This is a genomic window from Jeotgalibacillus proteolyticus (genome assembly GCF_002926065.1).
Lineage (GTDB): Bacteria > Bacillota > Bacilli > Bacillales > Jeotgalibacillaceae > Jeotgalibacillus > Jeotgalibacillus proteolyticus.
Map to the genome: position 1 here is coordinate 681,392 of NZ_PREZ01000001.1, position 13,365 is coordinate 694,756.

Consider the following 13,365-nt stretch of genomic DNA (forward strand, 5'->3'; position numbering starts at 1 on the left):
CTTCCTATAAATCAGTTCAATTTCTTGACGCCTTAATTTATCTATACTATATTAAAAGCTGCTTACTACTAACTAAAAGTAACTAACTTACATGTACGTAAAGGAGGAAATTTTATGACATCATCGACTTTAGAACAAAGTGTGCTTACTGTGATGAAAGATCGCAAAGCAACTAAACAATATGATCCGGCGGCCGAAATTTCCAGAGACGAATTAATGGAGATTCTTGAAATTACAGGGCAGGCGCCTTCTGCTTGGAATCTTCAGCACTGGAACTTCCTTGCCTTCCATAATAAAGAATCACAGGAGCGCCTTCTGCCGATCGCTTACAACCAGCAGCAGATTACAGAAGCTTCTGCTGTTATTGCAGTGCTTGGTGATCTGCAGGCAAACGAAAACGTAGACCCTGTGTTTGACCCTGCTGTATTAAATGGTCATATGTCAGAGGAAATTAAACAAGCACTAAACGGACAGATTCAAGCGGCTTATGAGAATGAACGCTTTGCCCGTGACGCCGCTTTTACAAATGCTTCACTTGCTGCAATGCAATTAATGCTTGCTGCTAAAGCAAAAGGATGGGACTCATGCCCAATCGGCGGCTTTAATGCATCTCAGCTTGTAGAAGAGTTTGAAGTGTCGGACAGATATGTCCCGATTATGCTTATTACGATAGGCAAGGCTGCAAAAGAAGCCCGCCCATCAGGCAGACTCGATATTAACAATTTAGTATCCTTTGTATAATTTAAACAGAGAGCGCAAAAATGCGCTCTCCTTTTTTATTTATCTTTTTTGGCGATTAAATCCAAGGCGAAATTTCTTATTAAGCCGGGAAGAACATGGAATGTATAAGGCTTATAGACCCGTTCTGTCCATTTATGTCCGTCCCGCCCGTAAACACCGATATTGATAGAAGGAATATTAATGCTGCGAATTAAATCAATACGCAGTGGATAAATTTGTGACATCCTCGGCATATTTTTCTTTAACACATTCACTTCTTCCTCTGACTCATGAAGTGAAAGATAACTGCCATCTGCTAAATAAGGAAAAAATCGCTTCGTCGCAAAAACCTCTCCACTTTCATTCGAAACTACTTCCAAACGCTTAAAAAGCTTCTCCTGAATTTCAGCACCAAATTCATACTGCTCATTTAAATAGTTATGAGGCAAAAATGGCGGAGCAAAAAACATAATGACTCTGGGCTTTTTATCAGGGTCCAGCTGCTGAAGTGCCTCCACCAGGGCAAATGAGGCATCTCTCCGGTCTTTTCCAAGCCAGTTCTGTGCCACTTCATCCAGCACCTCATCCACCGGAAGGCCTTTTTCTCTTAGCTCATTTTGCAGCTCTTCATAGGTGCAGACATCCATATCCCAGCTCCAATTGCTTGGTGGGAATCCATGACTGATGCGGAATTCGCTGTATCGCTTTTCGCTAAGTGTTTTTAGCTCGTTCACAGTTTCCCTTGTAATAGACCGAAGCTTATCCATAACATCCTTAGCGGTTTGTTCAAAAACAAAGTAATTAAAATACAGCCTTGCACTTACTGCTGTTTGCACATTGTAATCATGCTTATCTTCTTTAAAGTATAAGCATGCAGGAGGCAGTACATATTCCCCTTCAAGCTTTTCAACCAGGTCTAAATTTTGATTTATTTTCCTGTTGATCTCAGAACCGACCAGGGTTGGATCGATCGCTGTTAACACATCTCCAACATGTGCTTCGCGTCCATAGATATAAAAAGAAGGCAATACCTTCCCAGCTGCCCCTGTATAAATATATTTAACGTCATCCGTGTCATGCATAGGAGCGATAAAATCATTATTAATCGCTGCCGCAAACTGGTAACCCTCGTCCTTCATCCTTTTAAGCTCATGAAGAGCCGCAAGCATCCCCGCGTGTTCACTTTCTTCATCGGGGTTAAACAAAAAAAGCATATTGCCGTTTAAGGGCTCGTTTTGTTCTGATAAATAAAGCAGATTCGCTAAATGAATGGCAGCGCCGCTTTGCATATCCAGTGATCCCCGCCCAAACAGCCAGTCTCCCGACAGCGCCTGCTCTCTTGCCCGCTCATCTCCTTCATATGAAGAAAAGTAGGCCTGAAGAGCATCCGGGTCGTGGGCGATTGATTGAAGTACGCCAAAATCATCCGTGCCCACCGTATCTATATGACTGTGAAAAAGGACGGACTTCGGCTGGCTTCCCTTAAGTCTTGCCCAAATATTTTTCCGGCCCTGTGGATCATTCGGGATCGTTTGGGCCCAAACCTCATCAGGGTTTTGTTCGAAATATGGAAATGATTTGATAATAGATAAGATGAAATCTGCTTTCCCAGCTTCACCCGGTGTACCGGTATAGCTTTTCCTTTTTACCAGTTCACGTGTGAATTGTTCCACCCGATCGGCGGTTGATTTATTCTTTAATTCTTTATACATAATCCACCTGCTTTCAGAGCGATTGTCTATTTTTAAGCCCCATCTTTTCATCTTATCTAATCATTAGAAAATTGCAACGATTAAAACAAAGTATTTTTCATAAAAAAGTACTTTTTATTTTGCAAAAGGGTTGAATCCATCATTAAAAACGAATATTATAGGTTTTGTGATTTTTTATTGTTCGTATTTTTTATGAGGGGTTGAAAATGTATGTTTCGATTTCATTTAAAAGAAAATCAAACTACGGTAAAAACAGAAATCTTAGCGGGCTTTACCACCTTTATGACGATGGTATACATCGTAGTTGTAAACCCGATTATTCTTTCAAGTGCTGGCGTTCCTTTTGATCAAGTATTTTTGGCAACCATTATTGCTACTGTCATTGGAACACTGTGGATGGCTTTATTTGCGAACTATCCAATTGCAATTGCTCCTGGTATGGGCTTAAATGCATACTTTGCTTTTTCCGTGGTTGGAACCAACAACATCACGTATGAAGTGGCCTTTGCAGCTGTATTTATTGCAGGTATTATTTTTACGCTGCTTTCCTTAACTCCATTAAGAAAAAAATTAATTGAGGCGATTCCTGATAATCTGAAGCATGGAATCACAGCAGGCATTGGGTTATTCATTGCATTTATAGGAATGCGTTTAACCGGAATAATTGTTGCCCATCCCGATAATCTGGTAACACTGGGCGATCTTCATTCACCACAGGTTATATTGGCATTTTCCGGTCTGTTTATCACGCTAATACTAATGGTACTGCGTGTCAACGGTGCCTTGTTCCTTGGAATGCTTATCACGGGGACGATCGCTTATTTCACAAACCAGCTCACATTTGATGGGATCGTTGCACTTCCGCATCTTCCTGAAGGACTTATCGTATCCAATCCTATTGCTGCATTAGGCGATGTTATTCAATATGGATTATATGCTGTCGTTTTTTCTTTTTTACTTGTTACCATCTTTGATACGACAGGTACAATGATTGGAGTCGCTCAGCAGGCAGGACTTATGAAGGGCAAAACTATGCCGCGTGCAAGACAGGCGCTTCTGGCTGACTCAGTGGCTGCTACAGCAGGCGCAATGGTCGGAACAAGTCCAACAACCGCCTACATTGAATCCTCCGCAGGCGTAGCAGCAGGAGGCCGTACAGGGTTAACAACGGTTACAGTTGCTTTTTTGTTCATCGTTGCCGCCTTCTTTGGCCCGCTTGTAGGAGCTGTTTCCGGTGTCTCAGCCATCACAGCACCAGCGCTTATCATTGTAGGAAGCCTGATGATGGGAACTATTGCAAAAATTAACTGGGATGAAATCGACGAAGCCTTCCCGGCCTTCATCATTATATTAAGCATGCCGCTCACATCAAGCATCGCAACAGGAATAGCACTCGGCTTCATCTCCTATCCAATCCTTAAAATCTTTAAAGGAAAATGGAAAGAAGTACACATACTCGTCTACATCTTCGCCGTCCTATTCGCCTACCAACTCGTATTTTTACCGCATTAACATAAAAGCGGAAGCGGGCGTTTAGCTCCGACAGACATAAGACGCTAAGCCAATCAGGCGCTTTTTGCCTGAATGGCTTAGTGGCTTATGATCCGAGGAGCTGCCCGGTGGAGCTGAATACCATTAAAAGCGGAAGGCGCTCGTTCAGGCCCGACAACCATAAGCACACAAATAAAACCACCGAAGAATTTCTTCTTCGGTGGTTTTTTCTTACCTTACTCTTCTTCTCTGAGAAAATGCTTTAGTGCAAAAAACACATCTGATTTTCGTCTCAAAATAAAATACCGTAATTCTTCTTCAGGGATTTTCTTATAAATGGACATTAACGAGGATTGGCGCTGGTACTGATTTACCTCTCCGTAGCCGAATAAATTACATACACGGGCCAATTCTTCAATCAAAGGCAGGCATCGCTGATTATCTGAGGTCAAGTTATCCCCATCAGAAAAATGGAATGCATAGATATTATACCGCTGTGTAGGGTAATCATTTTGAATTAATTCAAGCGCTTTCCGGTAGGCAGAAGAGCATATTGTTCCACCGCTTTCCCCTTTGGAGAAAAACGTCTCCTCCTCTACCTCCTTCGCCTCAGTATGATGCGCAATAAACCGAAGTTCAACATGATCGTATTTGAAGCGCAGGAAGCGTGTAAGCCAAAAGAAGAAGCTTCTTGCTACATACTTCTCAAATGCCCCCATCGAGCCGCTCGTATCCATAATAGCTAGTACCACCGCTTTTGTTTCACGTTCAATTGATTCATTCCATGTACGGAACCGTAAATCTTCAGGCAGGATCGGATTAAACTGAGGCGTCCCGGCCATAGCATTTCGTTTAAAAGCACTCATCATCGTCTTTTTCTTATCAATATTCCCGGTCAAACCTTTATTGCGGATATCATTGAATTCAATATCCTTCGTAATTTCTTCGGTTTCCTCTTTTTGCTTCAGGTTCGGCAGCGCCAGCTCTTTAAATAAAGCTTCCTCTACCTCTAACAATGATACCTCTGCTTCAACATAATCAACTCCAGCCTGCTCCCCGGCTCCTTCGCCTGCTCCCTGACCCGGCTCCGGTTTCCCCTTGGCAATTAAATCTCCTACCTGGCTGTCCCCGTTGCCTTGGCCTACATGCTTCTTTTTATCGTAATTATATTTGATCTTGTATTCATCAAGTGAACGAATCGGTATCTTCACAACCTGCTTGCCATTTGACATAACAATACTTTCTTCAGTAATGAGCTCTGGCAATTGATCTTTAATCGCTTCATTAACCTTTTCCTGATGCCGCTTTTGATCATCCTGTCCTTGTCGGTGAAGGGACCAATCTTCTTGCGATAGGATTGTGGACGTCTGCTCTTCCATTGTCATGGTCTGCTCTCCCTTCTTCCATTCGTAATTCATTGTATGCGCAAATAGAAAAAAATTTACTAATAAAAGAGTCTTTACGCGGTTCTATTTCTATCATTTTTAAAAATAGAAGAGCATTTCTTCTGACACAGGAAGCTTTCTATTTTAGAACCCAGGAAAAAGAAAAAAGCCTGTCCCGCTTGAGACAAACTTTCTAAGAAATTAATAATATTCTTTTTCTCTTGCTGTAGTTCTTGCGGCATCCAGTAATAACACAATTGAAGTAGCAACGTGCAGTGCAAAGCCTAAGAAAGGTATAAATCCGAGAACACTAGTGACGATTCCTAAAATGCTTCCAGATCGCCCTTCAAATTCACGGGCAGCAAAAACAAGTGTCACAATATGAAGACCCAGCATGATCCATAATGGCGTCCACGAGAAGGAGACAATTACTATTCCGCCTAGTACCGGAATAGCAAAGAATGCTTCAAGACCACCGGTAATCCACTTTAACGTTGTGGAAGTTTTCATTTATTATCCTTCCTTTCTATTTTATCCCTTTTATTTCAGCTATAATTGGAATGAGCAGAATAAGTTCTACTATACTATACGAATGAAAAACGGGGAGGTTTCATTTAAATGCTGATGACAACTACACATTCTTTAGAAGGAAAAAAAATAATTGAGTACTATGGCATTGTTACTGGCGAAGCGATTTTAGGTGCAAAAGCTTGGAGCAAACGCAGTAGTAGGAGTAGATCTTGATTTTGAAACATTGCGCGAAGGAATGATGATGGTTATTGCTAATGGGACAGCAGTCAGAACAGTGTAATACTTTTTAAAGAAAAGAAAAAAGACCAGAATTATCCGGTCTTTGTAAAGTGTACTTAATAGGACCTATGTGGTGTTAGCGGTTCAGGAGACTGCCAACATATTTTAAAAGTTCATTTGCACTCGTTGTGTTGTAGCCATGCTCATCAATGAGCCGCGCAATGACTTCATTCATCTTTTTAAGCTGCTGCTCATCAGGCGTTTTGGAGGACGTCGTAATTTTCACTACATCCTTTAAGTCTGCAAACAGCTTTTTCTGAATCGCTTCACGCAAACGATCATGAGACTGGTATTCAAATCGCTGGCCTTTTCTAGCATACGTTGAGATGCGAATAAGTATTTCTTCCCGGAAAGCCTTTTTCGCATTCTCTGAGATGCCAATCTGCTCTTCAATTGAACGCATCAGTTTTTCGTCAGGTGTCATTTCCTCACCGGTCAGTGGATCGCGAAGCTTCGATTTATGACAATAGGCTTCAACATTATCCAAATAGTTATCCATAAGCGTTTTTGCTGATTCTTCGTACGAATACACAAATGCTTTTTGTACTTCTTTTTTCGCCATATCATCAAACTCACGTCTGGCAAGAGAAATAAATCCGAGATACGCCTCTTTTACATCTTTTGTAATGGATGCATGCTGATCAAGACCTTCTTTAAGCGATCGCAATACATCCAGTGCATTAATGGAGGAAACCTCTTTTCTAATAATGGTTGAAGAAATCCGGTTAATGACGTAACGGGGATCAATTCCAGTCATGCCTTCATCCTCGTACTCCCTCTTAAGTTCCTCTAAATCAGCGCTATTAAAGCCCTCCACCTGTTCACCATCATATAGGCGCATTTTCTTAATCAAGTCAATATCCTTACGTTTTGGTTCCTTCAATCTGGTCAGAATGGTAAACATAGCAGCAATGCGAAGTGTATGAGGCGCGATATGAACATCTGATACATCACTTTCTGAAATAAGCTTCTCATAAATTTTTTCTTCTTGAGTTACCTGAAGATTGTAAGGAATCGGCATGACGATAATACGGGAATGCAGGGCTTCATTTTTGCGGTTTGAAATAAAGGATCGGTATTCTGTTTCATTTGTGTGAGCCACAATCATTTCATCAGCTGAAATAAGGGCAAATCTTCCTGCCTTAAAATTCCCCTCCTGAGTCAGGGAAAGCAAATGCCAAAGGAACTTCTCATCACATTTCAACATCTCCTGAAACTCCATCATTCCACGGTTTGCTTTATTCAATTCTCCATCAAAACGGTACGCCCGCGGATCTGATTCTGAACCGTATTCTGCGATAGTTGAGAAATCAAGACTTCCGGTCAAATCAGCAATATCCTGGGATTTAGGATCTGACGGACTGAAGGTTCCAATCCCTACACGCTTATCTTCAGAAAAAAAGATCCGTTCGACCGGGACATTTTCAATCTGTCCGTCAAATTCCTTTTCAAGACGCATGAGATTTAACGGGGACAGGTTCCCTTCAATCCGGATTCCATACTCTTTATAAAAATCCTCCCTCAATGCATGAGGGATTAAATGAAGAGGGTCTTCATGCATCGGGCAGCCCTTAATGGCGTAAACAGCCCCCTTATCCGTTCTGGAGTAGTTTTCCATCCCCCGTTTCATCATGGTTACAAGCGTAGATTTACCGCCGCTGACCGGGCCCATCAATAACAGGATACGTTTTTTTACATCAAGTCTCCGGGCTGCTGGATGGAAGTACTCCTCCACTAATTTTTCCAGAGGCTCTTCTAATCCAAAAAGCTGATTTTTAAAAAATAGATAATCCCGTTTTCCGTTCCGGTCCTCTACACCCGCTTCTTTAATCATATTATAGACGCGGGAATGAGCTGATTGAGCAATCCATGGTCTCTCTTTTACCAGCTCGACGTATTCTGAAAAGGTTCCTTCCCACTTTAACGTATCTTCCTGACTTCTATATTCAGCCATCCTTCTTAAAATATCCAATTATGTCGCCTCCTTATGGCCTTATGTAAAAAGGTATGCAGGAACCCAAGCTCGCATGAAATCTTCTTTTAAATTGGCTCTTTCAACCATGGCTGTAATAAAATTTATTCGTTATAGTCCCGACTTCTAAATTTGTCCTGCTTTCATCTGAAGTGCTGCCAATTAAACAAAAAGCAAAATCCTTGTGTTTCACTATTTTAAGAAAAAATGAAAATAATATGTCTCTTATTTAATTATTACAATTTTAATTAACTTTTATCTTAAATTGCGAGAAAATTCCCCATTCAAGCGGCTGGCCTTTTTGGGGTCAGTATGAGTAGTTCAAGTTTCATTTTTTATCCACATAAACAAGGCTTAGGATGATTCACTTCTGCGTTAATATAGGGTATACTTTTAACAGTATTCATACTTCTCGTTATAAGGAGGTCGTACAAATGGGTACAGCTTTAATCTTAGGTATTTGTGTGGCGTTTCTTGCTGCAATTTTCGCAGCTGGCTACGACTCAAAGCCAGGAACACATAAAGACTAATTTAAACGCAAAAAAGCTGCCCAAGTGGCAGCTTTTCGTGTTAATGGCGATTTAATTTTTTCCCCTCTACAAATTCCTTCATATACATTCGGCTTTTACGCTGCAGCATTTTTGCCATCTGATCAGACCAGCCATCGTTTCTCAGCCCTTGAGTCCGCTTATCATAATAGGCAGATAGCTGCTGATTATACTCATCCAGGTTTCGCTTTAAGAGCTCAGGCTCTTTTTGGTACGTATTCTCGTGGTAAACCATCGAAAATGGCATTCTCGGTTTCACCTCTGTGTGCTGATCAGGCACTCCTACTGTCAGTCCAAATAACGGAAGGACATAATCAGGCGCATCAATAATTTTATTTACTTCATTCAGCTCATTCCGAATACCGCCTATGTAACATATGCCAAGGCCCATGGATTCTGCTGCAATCGCTGCATTTTGTGCGGCAAGCGCTGCGTCAATCAATGTTACCATAAATTTTTCCGTGCTTTCAATTGATGGTGTAACATCTGCATTTTCCCATTCGCCAATAAGCGAGTGACGATAAAGATCTGCACAAAAAATAAATAAATGACCGCTCTCAGCAACGTACTCCTGTCCCCCGGCAAGCGCTGCAAGCTTTTTTTTCTTCTCTTTGTCCGTAACACCAATAATCGTATAAGCTTGAATGAAGCTCGAAGTGGATGCCATCTGGGCTGCACTAACTATGGTTTTTATCTGACTTTTCGTTAATTCAACATCCTTAAATTTACGCACTGATCTATGATTCATTAAGGTCTCAATTGTTTTCTTCATGTCTAAGCCTCCTTATTACTCGTTAGTGTTTAGTTTATCTAACTATCGGTAAAAATCAAAGCATGACGAAAAAAAACGCGATCATCAGCTGATAATCGCGGTGTAATTATTTTAAGCCGGGATAGCTTTGCTGGCGGAGTGCTTCATAAACCAGAATCGCAGCCGTATTAGAAAGGTTCAATGAGCGAACATGATCGTTCATCGGAACACGAATAGCCTTATCCTTATTTTTCTCAATAACATCAGAAGGAAGCCCTGAAGTCTCACGTCCAAAGATAAAATAATAATCCTTTGACTTATCCTCATAGCTAAAGGTTGAATGAGGCTTTTCTCCGTACTTTGTCAGAAAGAAAAATTCTCCTTCTGCATTTTTATCAAAAAACTCTTCTAAAGAGTCATAATAATGGATATCGACAAAAGTCCAATAATCCAGTCCTGCACGCTTAAGCATTTTATCATCCGTAGAAAAACCAAGAGGACGGATCAAATGAAGAGCCGTATCTGTTGCTGCACATGTACGGGCGATATTCCCGGTATTTGCAGGTATTTCAGGCTGATACAAAACAATATGATTTCCCAATCTTTTCACCTCAAAAGTCATGTCAATAATTGAATCAATTTATATTTTATCATGTTATAGAATAAAAGTAATATTTAATTGATGATGTATAAGCAGAAGAGTCCGTATATTCCCAGTCCCTCATTCTGCTGTCACTTGTATGAGCATTAACAAGCGGCTCACCGGATCTTATGGCTGTAACAATCGTCGTGTGATTAATTCTTCCGTCCCCTTCAAAATCATAGCAAATCACATCGCCTTGCTTTAGCTGGCTGGGGCTGGTTACAGCCTGCGCTCTGCCGCTGGAATCCAGATACCATTTTAGTGAATGGGCAACAGACCAGCTGAAGCTCCAAGAGGATTGCCGGACCCACCAGCCCTTCGAACGGTTAGGATAGCCAGTCATCGTCCATCCACCGGCATGCAGGCACTGCGATATAAAATTCGTACAGTCGACTTCAAAGGATGGGTATGCAGGGTTTCTACCGTCCCACCATTTCTCTGCATATAAAACTGCAGCTCCTCTATTATACGCCATTTTTTGACCACTCCCTTTATGTCATCCTACGAGAACCTAAAGGAATACATGATCAATTATTAAGAAAAGAAAGGCCTTTTTCAATCTCCTGAAGTACATCCCCTTCCTTTTCCTTCTCTTTAAACTCCAATAACGCATCCTTCGCCTTACTTCCCCCAATTTTACCTACTGCCCATGCAGCAGTTCCTCTGATTACGGGTCTTGGGTCATTGTTCATCACTTCTATTAATACAGGCAGGGACTGCTCTTCCTTGAAGTGGGCAAGGGCAATAATAGCATTTCGCTGGATAGGCTTCTTCCCGCGCCACGATCCGGAAATATGGCCAAAGGTTTCTTTAAATTCCCGGTTGCTCATCATTAGCAGAGGCTCTAATAACGGCTTGGCAATCTCACCATCCGGTTCCATCTCTCTGTGAAAATGAAAATCTTTGCCTTTATTTTTAGGGCAAACCGTCTGGCATGTATCACAGCCATAAATCCGGTTGCCAATTTTAGAACGGTATTCATCCGGCAGAAAGCCCTTTGTTTGAGTCAAGAAGGCAATACACTTTTGAGCATTTAATTGACCTCCCTGAACAAGAGCACCCGTTGGACACGCATCAACACATTTATTACACGAGCCGCACTGGTCCTGCATTGGCTCATCTGGCTCAAATGGCAAATTCGTAATCATCTCACCTAAATAAACATAAGAGCCAAATTCGGGTGTAATGACTGCACAGTTTTTTGCACTCCAGCCAATTCCGGCACGCTCTGCAACAGCCCGGTCAGCCAGTTCTCCGGTATCAACCATTGAACGGAAACGAGCCTCAGGAACTCTCTCCTGGATAAACGCTTCAAGCTTGCTTAAACGGTCTCTGAGCACTGTATGATAATCAGTCCCCCAGGAAGCCCGGGCAAAAATCCCCCTTCTTGCTCCCTTCACGCTCTTTGGAGGATTTTTCATTCTTGAAGGATAAGCTAATGCAATTGCGATAATGGAGCGGGGTTCAGAAAAAATTAATGAAGGATCTACCCTTTTCTCAATATCTTTTTCCTCAAATCCCGATTGATAGCCCAGCTGTTCCTGTCTGATTAAATGATTTTTCATCTCTGTAAAAACATCAGCAGTCGTAAAGCCGATCTTATCAATTCCTAAAGAATTTGCATGATCAATAATTTCCTGTTTTAAAAGCCGGTAATCCATCTCACCCCTCCTCTCATTCGCTATAGGTTTATTTTATCATGGACAAGCTTTCCATATGGTAAACTGGAACAATCTACTATTAAGGAGCTGTGAATATATGAACGTCTCTCTTCATTCTGAGCTGCTAAAAAGTAAGCAGCCGCTTTCATTTGGTATTATTCAGTATAAAGATATTGAGGTAGGCGAGTCGCCTCAGATGCTTAAAGGCCGTCTCCAATTATTCCAGGAATCCATCTTCTTTGAACTCCAGGACAAAGGTGTGACAGAGTTCGAAGGAATAAAAGAATGGAGAAGCATCTTTAAAAACCTGGGAAAAGACCCCAACCGCTACCGTCATAGTGCGGAGGCTCTATATCGCCGGATAAAAAAGCAAAATTATTTAACACCGATTCATTCTGCAATAGACCTGAACAATTTCTTTTCACTGCAATATCAATGTCCAATTGGCCTGTACGATTCTTTTAAAATTGATGGAGATATTATCATAAGACTCGGCAGCACCGGAGAAGAGTTTGAAGGCTTAAATAACCGGTTAAATTCCGCAGAAAACCTTCTGCTTACTGCAGACAGTGTCGGTCCTTTTGGCAGCCCATTTGTGGACTCTAAGAGAACCGCCGTATCAGAATCGACGTCAGAAGCCATTCAGATAATTTATCTGACCCCGGATCAGCCGGTTGAAAACCAGAAAAAATTGACCCGTTCATTAATGGATATGTTTCTTCAAATTCATGGTGGCAGCGGTGAAATGACGATTCTTTCAAATCAGAACGAGTGAACCTTCACTCGTTCTTTATCTTATACTAATATATTTACATAAGAAAAAACGCAATGCTTCGTTGACTCTCAACGAAACACTGCGTTGGCTATGTATTGGAGCGGGTGATGAGAATCGAACTCACGACATCAGCTTGGAAGGCTGAGGTTTTACCACTAAACTACACCCGCATCAGCAATAAAAATACTTTAACATTTTTCTAAAAAAGCGTCAACATTTTCGATAATTTAATAAAGAAATATATTGATATACTTTTAAAATACTTTGCATTTTCTTTCTGCCATTATATGCAGAAAATAAATCTTTATACCGATGGCCGGGGTCGAACCGGCACTCCCGAAGGAACACGATTTTGAGTCGTGCGCGTCTGCCAATTCCGCCACATCGGCAAGCAGTAACAAATGCACTAAATTATTTATGGAGGCGGCAACCGGACTCGAACCGGTGGTAAAGGTTTTGCAGACCTCTGCCTTACCACTTGGCTATGCCGCCAAAAAATTTTGGAGCGGAAGACGAGATTCGAACTCGCGACCCCCACCTTGGCAAGGTGGTGTTCTACCACTGAACTACTCCCGCATCAGCTGGGCTACCAGGGATCGAACCTGGGAATGACGGAATCAAAATCCGTTGCCTTACCGCTTGGCTATAGCCCATTAAATTAAAATGGGGCGGACGATGGGAATCGAACCCACGAATGCCTGAACCACAATCAGGTGCGTTAACCACTTCGCCACGACCGCCACGCTATATATTAAAATTGGCAGGGGCAGTAGGAATCGAACCCACACCGGAGGTTTTGGAGACCTCTGTTCTACCTTTAAACTATGCCCCTATAATGGTGGAGGGGGGCAGATTCGAACTGCCGAACCCGAAGGAGCGGATTTACAGTCCGCCGCG

Annotated in this window: 10 protein-coding genes, 7 tRNA genes and 2 pseudogenes; 4 read left to right on the forward strand and 15 right to left on the reverse strand. The window is 41.9% G+C overall.

Annotation, left to right across the window (positions count from 1 at the left end):
* The first annotated feature begins 114 nt into the window (after positions 1–114).
* A complete protein-coding gene (locus C4B60_RS03510; RefSeq protein ID WP_104056604.1) occupies positions 115–741 on the forward strand; it encodes a nitroreductase family protein in 627 nt (208 codons plus the stop codon).
* A 35-nt stretch (positions 742–776) separates the two neighbouring features.
* Here C4B60_RS03510 and C4B60_RS03515 read toward each other — a convergent pair whose 3' ends face one another.
* On the reverse strand, positions 777–2,432 hold the full coding sequence (locus C4B60_RS03515; RefSeq protein ID WP_104056605.1) for a M20/M25/M40 family metallo-hydrolase: 1,656 nt from the start codon (positions 2,430–2,432) through the stop codon (positions 777–779).
* 210 nt (positions 2,433–2,642) lie between these two features.
* On the opposite strand from C4B60_RS03515, the gene C4B60_RS03520 reads away from it, so the two are divergent.
* The gene (locus C4B60_RS03520) at positions 2,643–3,944 is read left to right on the forward strand and encodes an NCS2 family permease (RefSeq protein WP_104056606.1); all 1,302 of its coding nucleotides are present in this window, start codon (positions 2,643–2,645) and stop codon (positions 3,942–3,944) included.
* Between the two features lie 215 nt (positions 3,945–4,159).
* Here the strand turns inward: C4B60_RS03520 and yhbH are convergent, their stop codons facing one another.
* Positions 4,160–5,308 (reverse strand): sporulation protein YhbH, encoded by a 1,149-nt coding sequence (gene yhbH / locus C4B60_RS03525; protein WP_104056607.1) that lies wholly within the window; start codon positions 5,306–5,308, stop codon positions 4,160–4,162.
* Between the two features lie 201 nt (positions 5,309–5,509).
* Positions 5,510–5,818, reverse strand: coding sequence for a hypothetical protein (locus tag C4B60_RS03530; protein ID WP_104056608.1), 309 nt, complete (start codon positions 5,816–5,818; stop codon positions 5,510–5,512).
* 108 nt (positions 5,819–5,926) lie between these two features.
* Between C4B60_RS03530 and C4B60_RS03535 the strand changes: the two are divergent.
* Positions 5,927–6,119 (forward strand): annotated as a pseudogene (locus C4B60_RS03535) (heavy metal-binding domain-containing protein).
* A gap of 75 nt (positions 6,120–6,194) precedes the next feature.
* Here the strand turns inward: C4B60_RS03535 and C4B60_RS03545 are convergent.
* From C4B60_RS03545 to queG, 5 genes and pseudogenes are all read right to left on the reverse strand, one after another.
* A complete protein-coding gene (locus C4B60_RS03545; RefSeq protein ID WP_425331149.1) occupies positions 6,195–8,072 on the reverse strand; it encodes a PrkA family serine protein kinase in 1,878 nt (625 codons plus the stop codon).
* A gap of 588 nt (positions 8,073–8,660) precedes the next feature.
* On the reverse strand, positions 8,661–9,410 hold the full coding sequence (gene nfsA, locus C4B60_RS03550) for an oxygen-insensitive NADPH nitroreductase (RefSeq protein ID WP_104056612.1): 750 nt from the start codon (positions 9,408–9,410) through the stop codon (positions 8,661–8,663).
* Between the two features lie 106 nt (positions 9,411–9,516).
* On the reverse strand, positions 9,517–9,990 hold the full coding sequence (trmL, locus tag C4B60_RS03555) for a tRNA (uridine(34)/cytosine(34)/5-carboxymethylaminomethyluridine(34)-2'-O)-methyltransferase TrmL (protein ID WP_104056613.1): 474 nt from the start codon (positions 9,988–9,990) through the stop codon (positions 9,517–9,519).
* 49 nt (positions 9,991–10,039) lie between these two features.
* Positions 10,040–10,501, reverse strand: a pseudogene (locus C4B60_RS03560) (amidase domain-containing protein); the annotation flags it as partial.
* A gap of 58 nt (positions 10,502–10,559) precedes the next feature.
* Positions 10,560–11,693 (reverse strand): tRNA epoxyqueuosine(34) reductase QueG, encoded by a 1,134-nt coding sequence (gene queG, locus C4B60_RS03565; RefSeq protein WP_104056615.1) that lies wholly within the window; start codon positions 11,691–11,693, stop codon positions 10,560–10,562.
* A gap of 97 nt (positions 11,694–11,790) precedes the next feature.
* Between queG and C4B60_RS03570 the strand changes: the two genes are divergently transcribed.
* Entirely contained in the window at positions 11,791–12,468 is a 678-nt protein-coding gene (locus C4B60_RS03570) for a B3/B4 domain-containing protein (RefSeq protein ID WP_104056616.1), read from the forward strand.
* A gap of 96 nt (positions 12,469–12,564) precedes the next feature.
* Here the strand turns inward: C4B60_RS03570 and C4B60_RS03575 are convergent.
* The 7 genes from C4B60_RS03575 to C4B60_RS03605 form a co-directional block, all read right to left on the reverse strand.
* Positions 12,565–12,638: transfer RNA gene (locus C4B60_RS03575), tRNA-Gly, on the reverse strand.
* 137 nt (positions 12,639–12,775) lie between these two features.
* Positions 12,776–12,857, reverse strand: a tRNA-Leu gene (locus C4B60_RS03580).
* 29 nt (positions 12,858–12,886) lie between these two features.
* Positions 12,887–12,960 (reverse strand) — tRNA-Cys (locus C4B60_RS03585).
* 9 nt (positions 12,961–12,969) lie between these two features.
* Positions 12,970–13,044 (reverse strand) — tRNA-Gly (locus C4B60_RS03590).
* Positions 13,045–13,049: 5 nt separating this feature from the next.
* Positions 13,050–13,121 (reverse strand) — tRNA-Gln (locus C4B60_RS03595).
* 11 nt (positions 13,122–13,132) lie between these two features.
* Positions 13,133–13,208: transfer RNA gene (locus C4B60_RS03600), tRNA-His, on the reverse strand.
* 18 nt (positions 13,209–13,226) lie between these two features.
* A tRNA-Trp gene (locus C4B60_RS03605) sits at positions 13,227–13,300 on the reverse strand.
* Between the last annotated feature and the right edge of the window lie 65 nt (positions 13,301–13,365).

What these genes read in the sequence shown, in the direction of transcription:
- C4B60_RS03510 (WP_104056604.1), top strand. Translation starts at nt 115, where the DNA reads ATGACATCATCGACTTTAGAACAAAGTGTGCTTACTGTGATGAAAGAT.
- C4B60_RS03515 (WP_104056605.1), bottom strand. Translation starts at nt 2,432, where the DNA reads ATGTATAAAGAATTAAAGAATAAATCAACCGCCGATCGGGTGGAACAA.
- C4B60_RS03520 (WP_104056606.1), top strand. Translation starts at nt 2,643, where the DNA reads ATGTTTCGATTTCATTTAAAAGAAAATCAAACTACGGTAAAAACAGAA.
- yhbH (WP_104056607.1), bottom strand. Translation starts at nt 5,308, where the DNA reads ATGACAATGGAAGAGCAGACGTCCACAATCCTATCGCAAGAAGATTGG.
- C4B60_RS03530 (WP_104056608.1), bottom strand. Translation starts at nt 5,818, where the DNA reads ATGAAAACTTCCACAACGTTAAAGTGGATTACCGGTGGTCTTGAAGCA.
- C4B60_RS03545 (WP_425331149.1), bottom strand. Translation starts at nt 8,072, where the DNA reads ATGGCTGAATATAGAAGTCAGGAAGATACGTTAAAGTGGGAAGGAACC.
- nfsA (WP_104056612.1), bottom strand. Translation starts at nt 9,410, where the DNA reads ATGAAGAAAACAATTGAGACCTTAATGAATCATAGATCAGTGCGTAAA.
- queG (WP_104056615.1), bottom strand. Translation starts at nt 11,693, where the DNA reads ATGGATTACCGGCTTTTAAAACAGGAAATTATTGATCATGCAAATTCT.
- C4B60_RS03570 (WP_104056616.1), top strand. Translation starts at nt 11,791, where the DNA reads ATGAACGTCTCTCTTCATTCTGAGCTGCTAAAAAGTAAGCAGCCGCTT.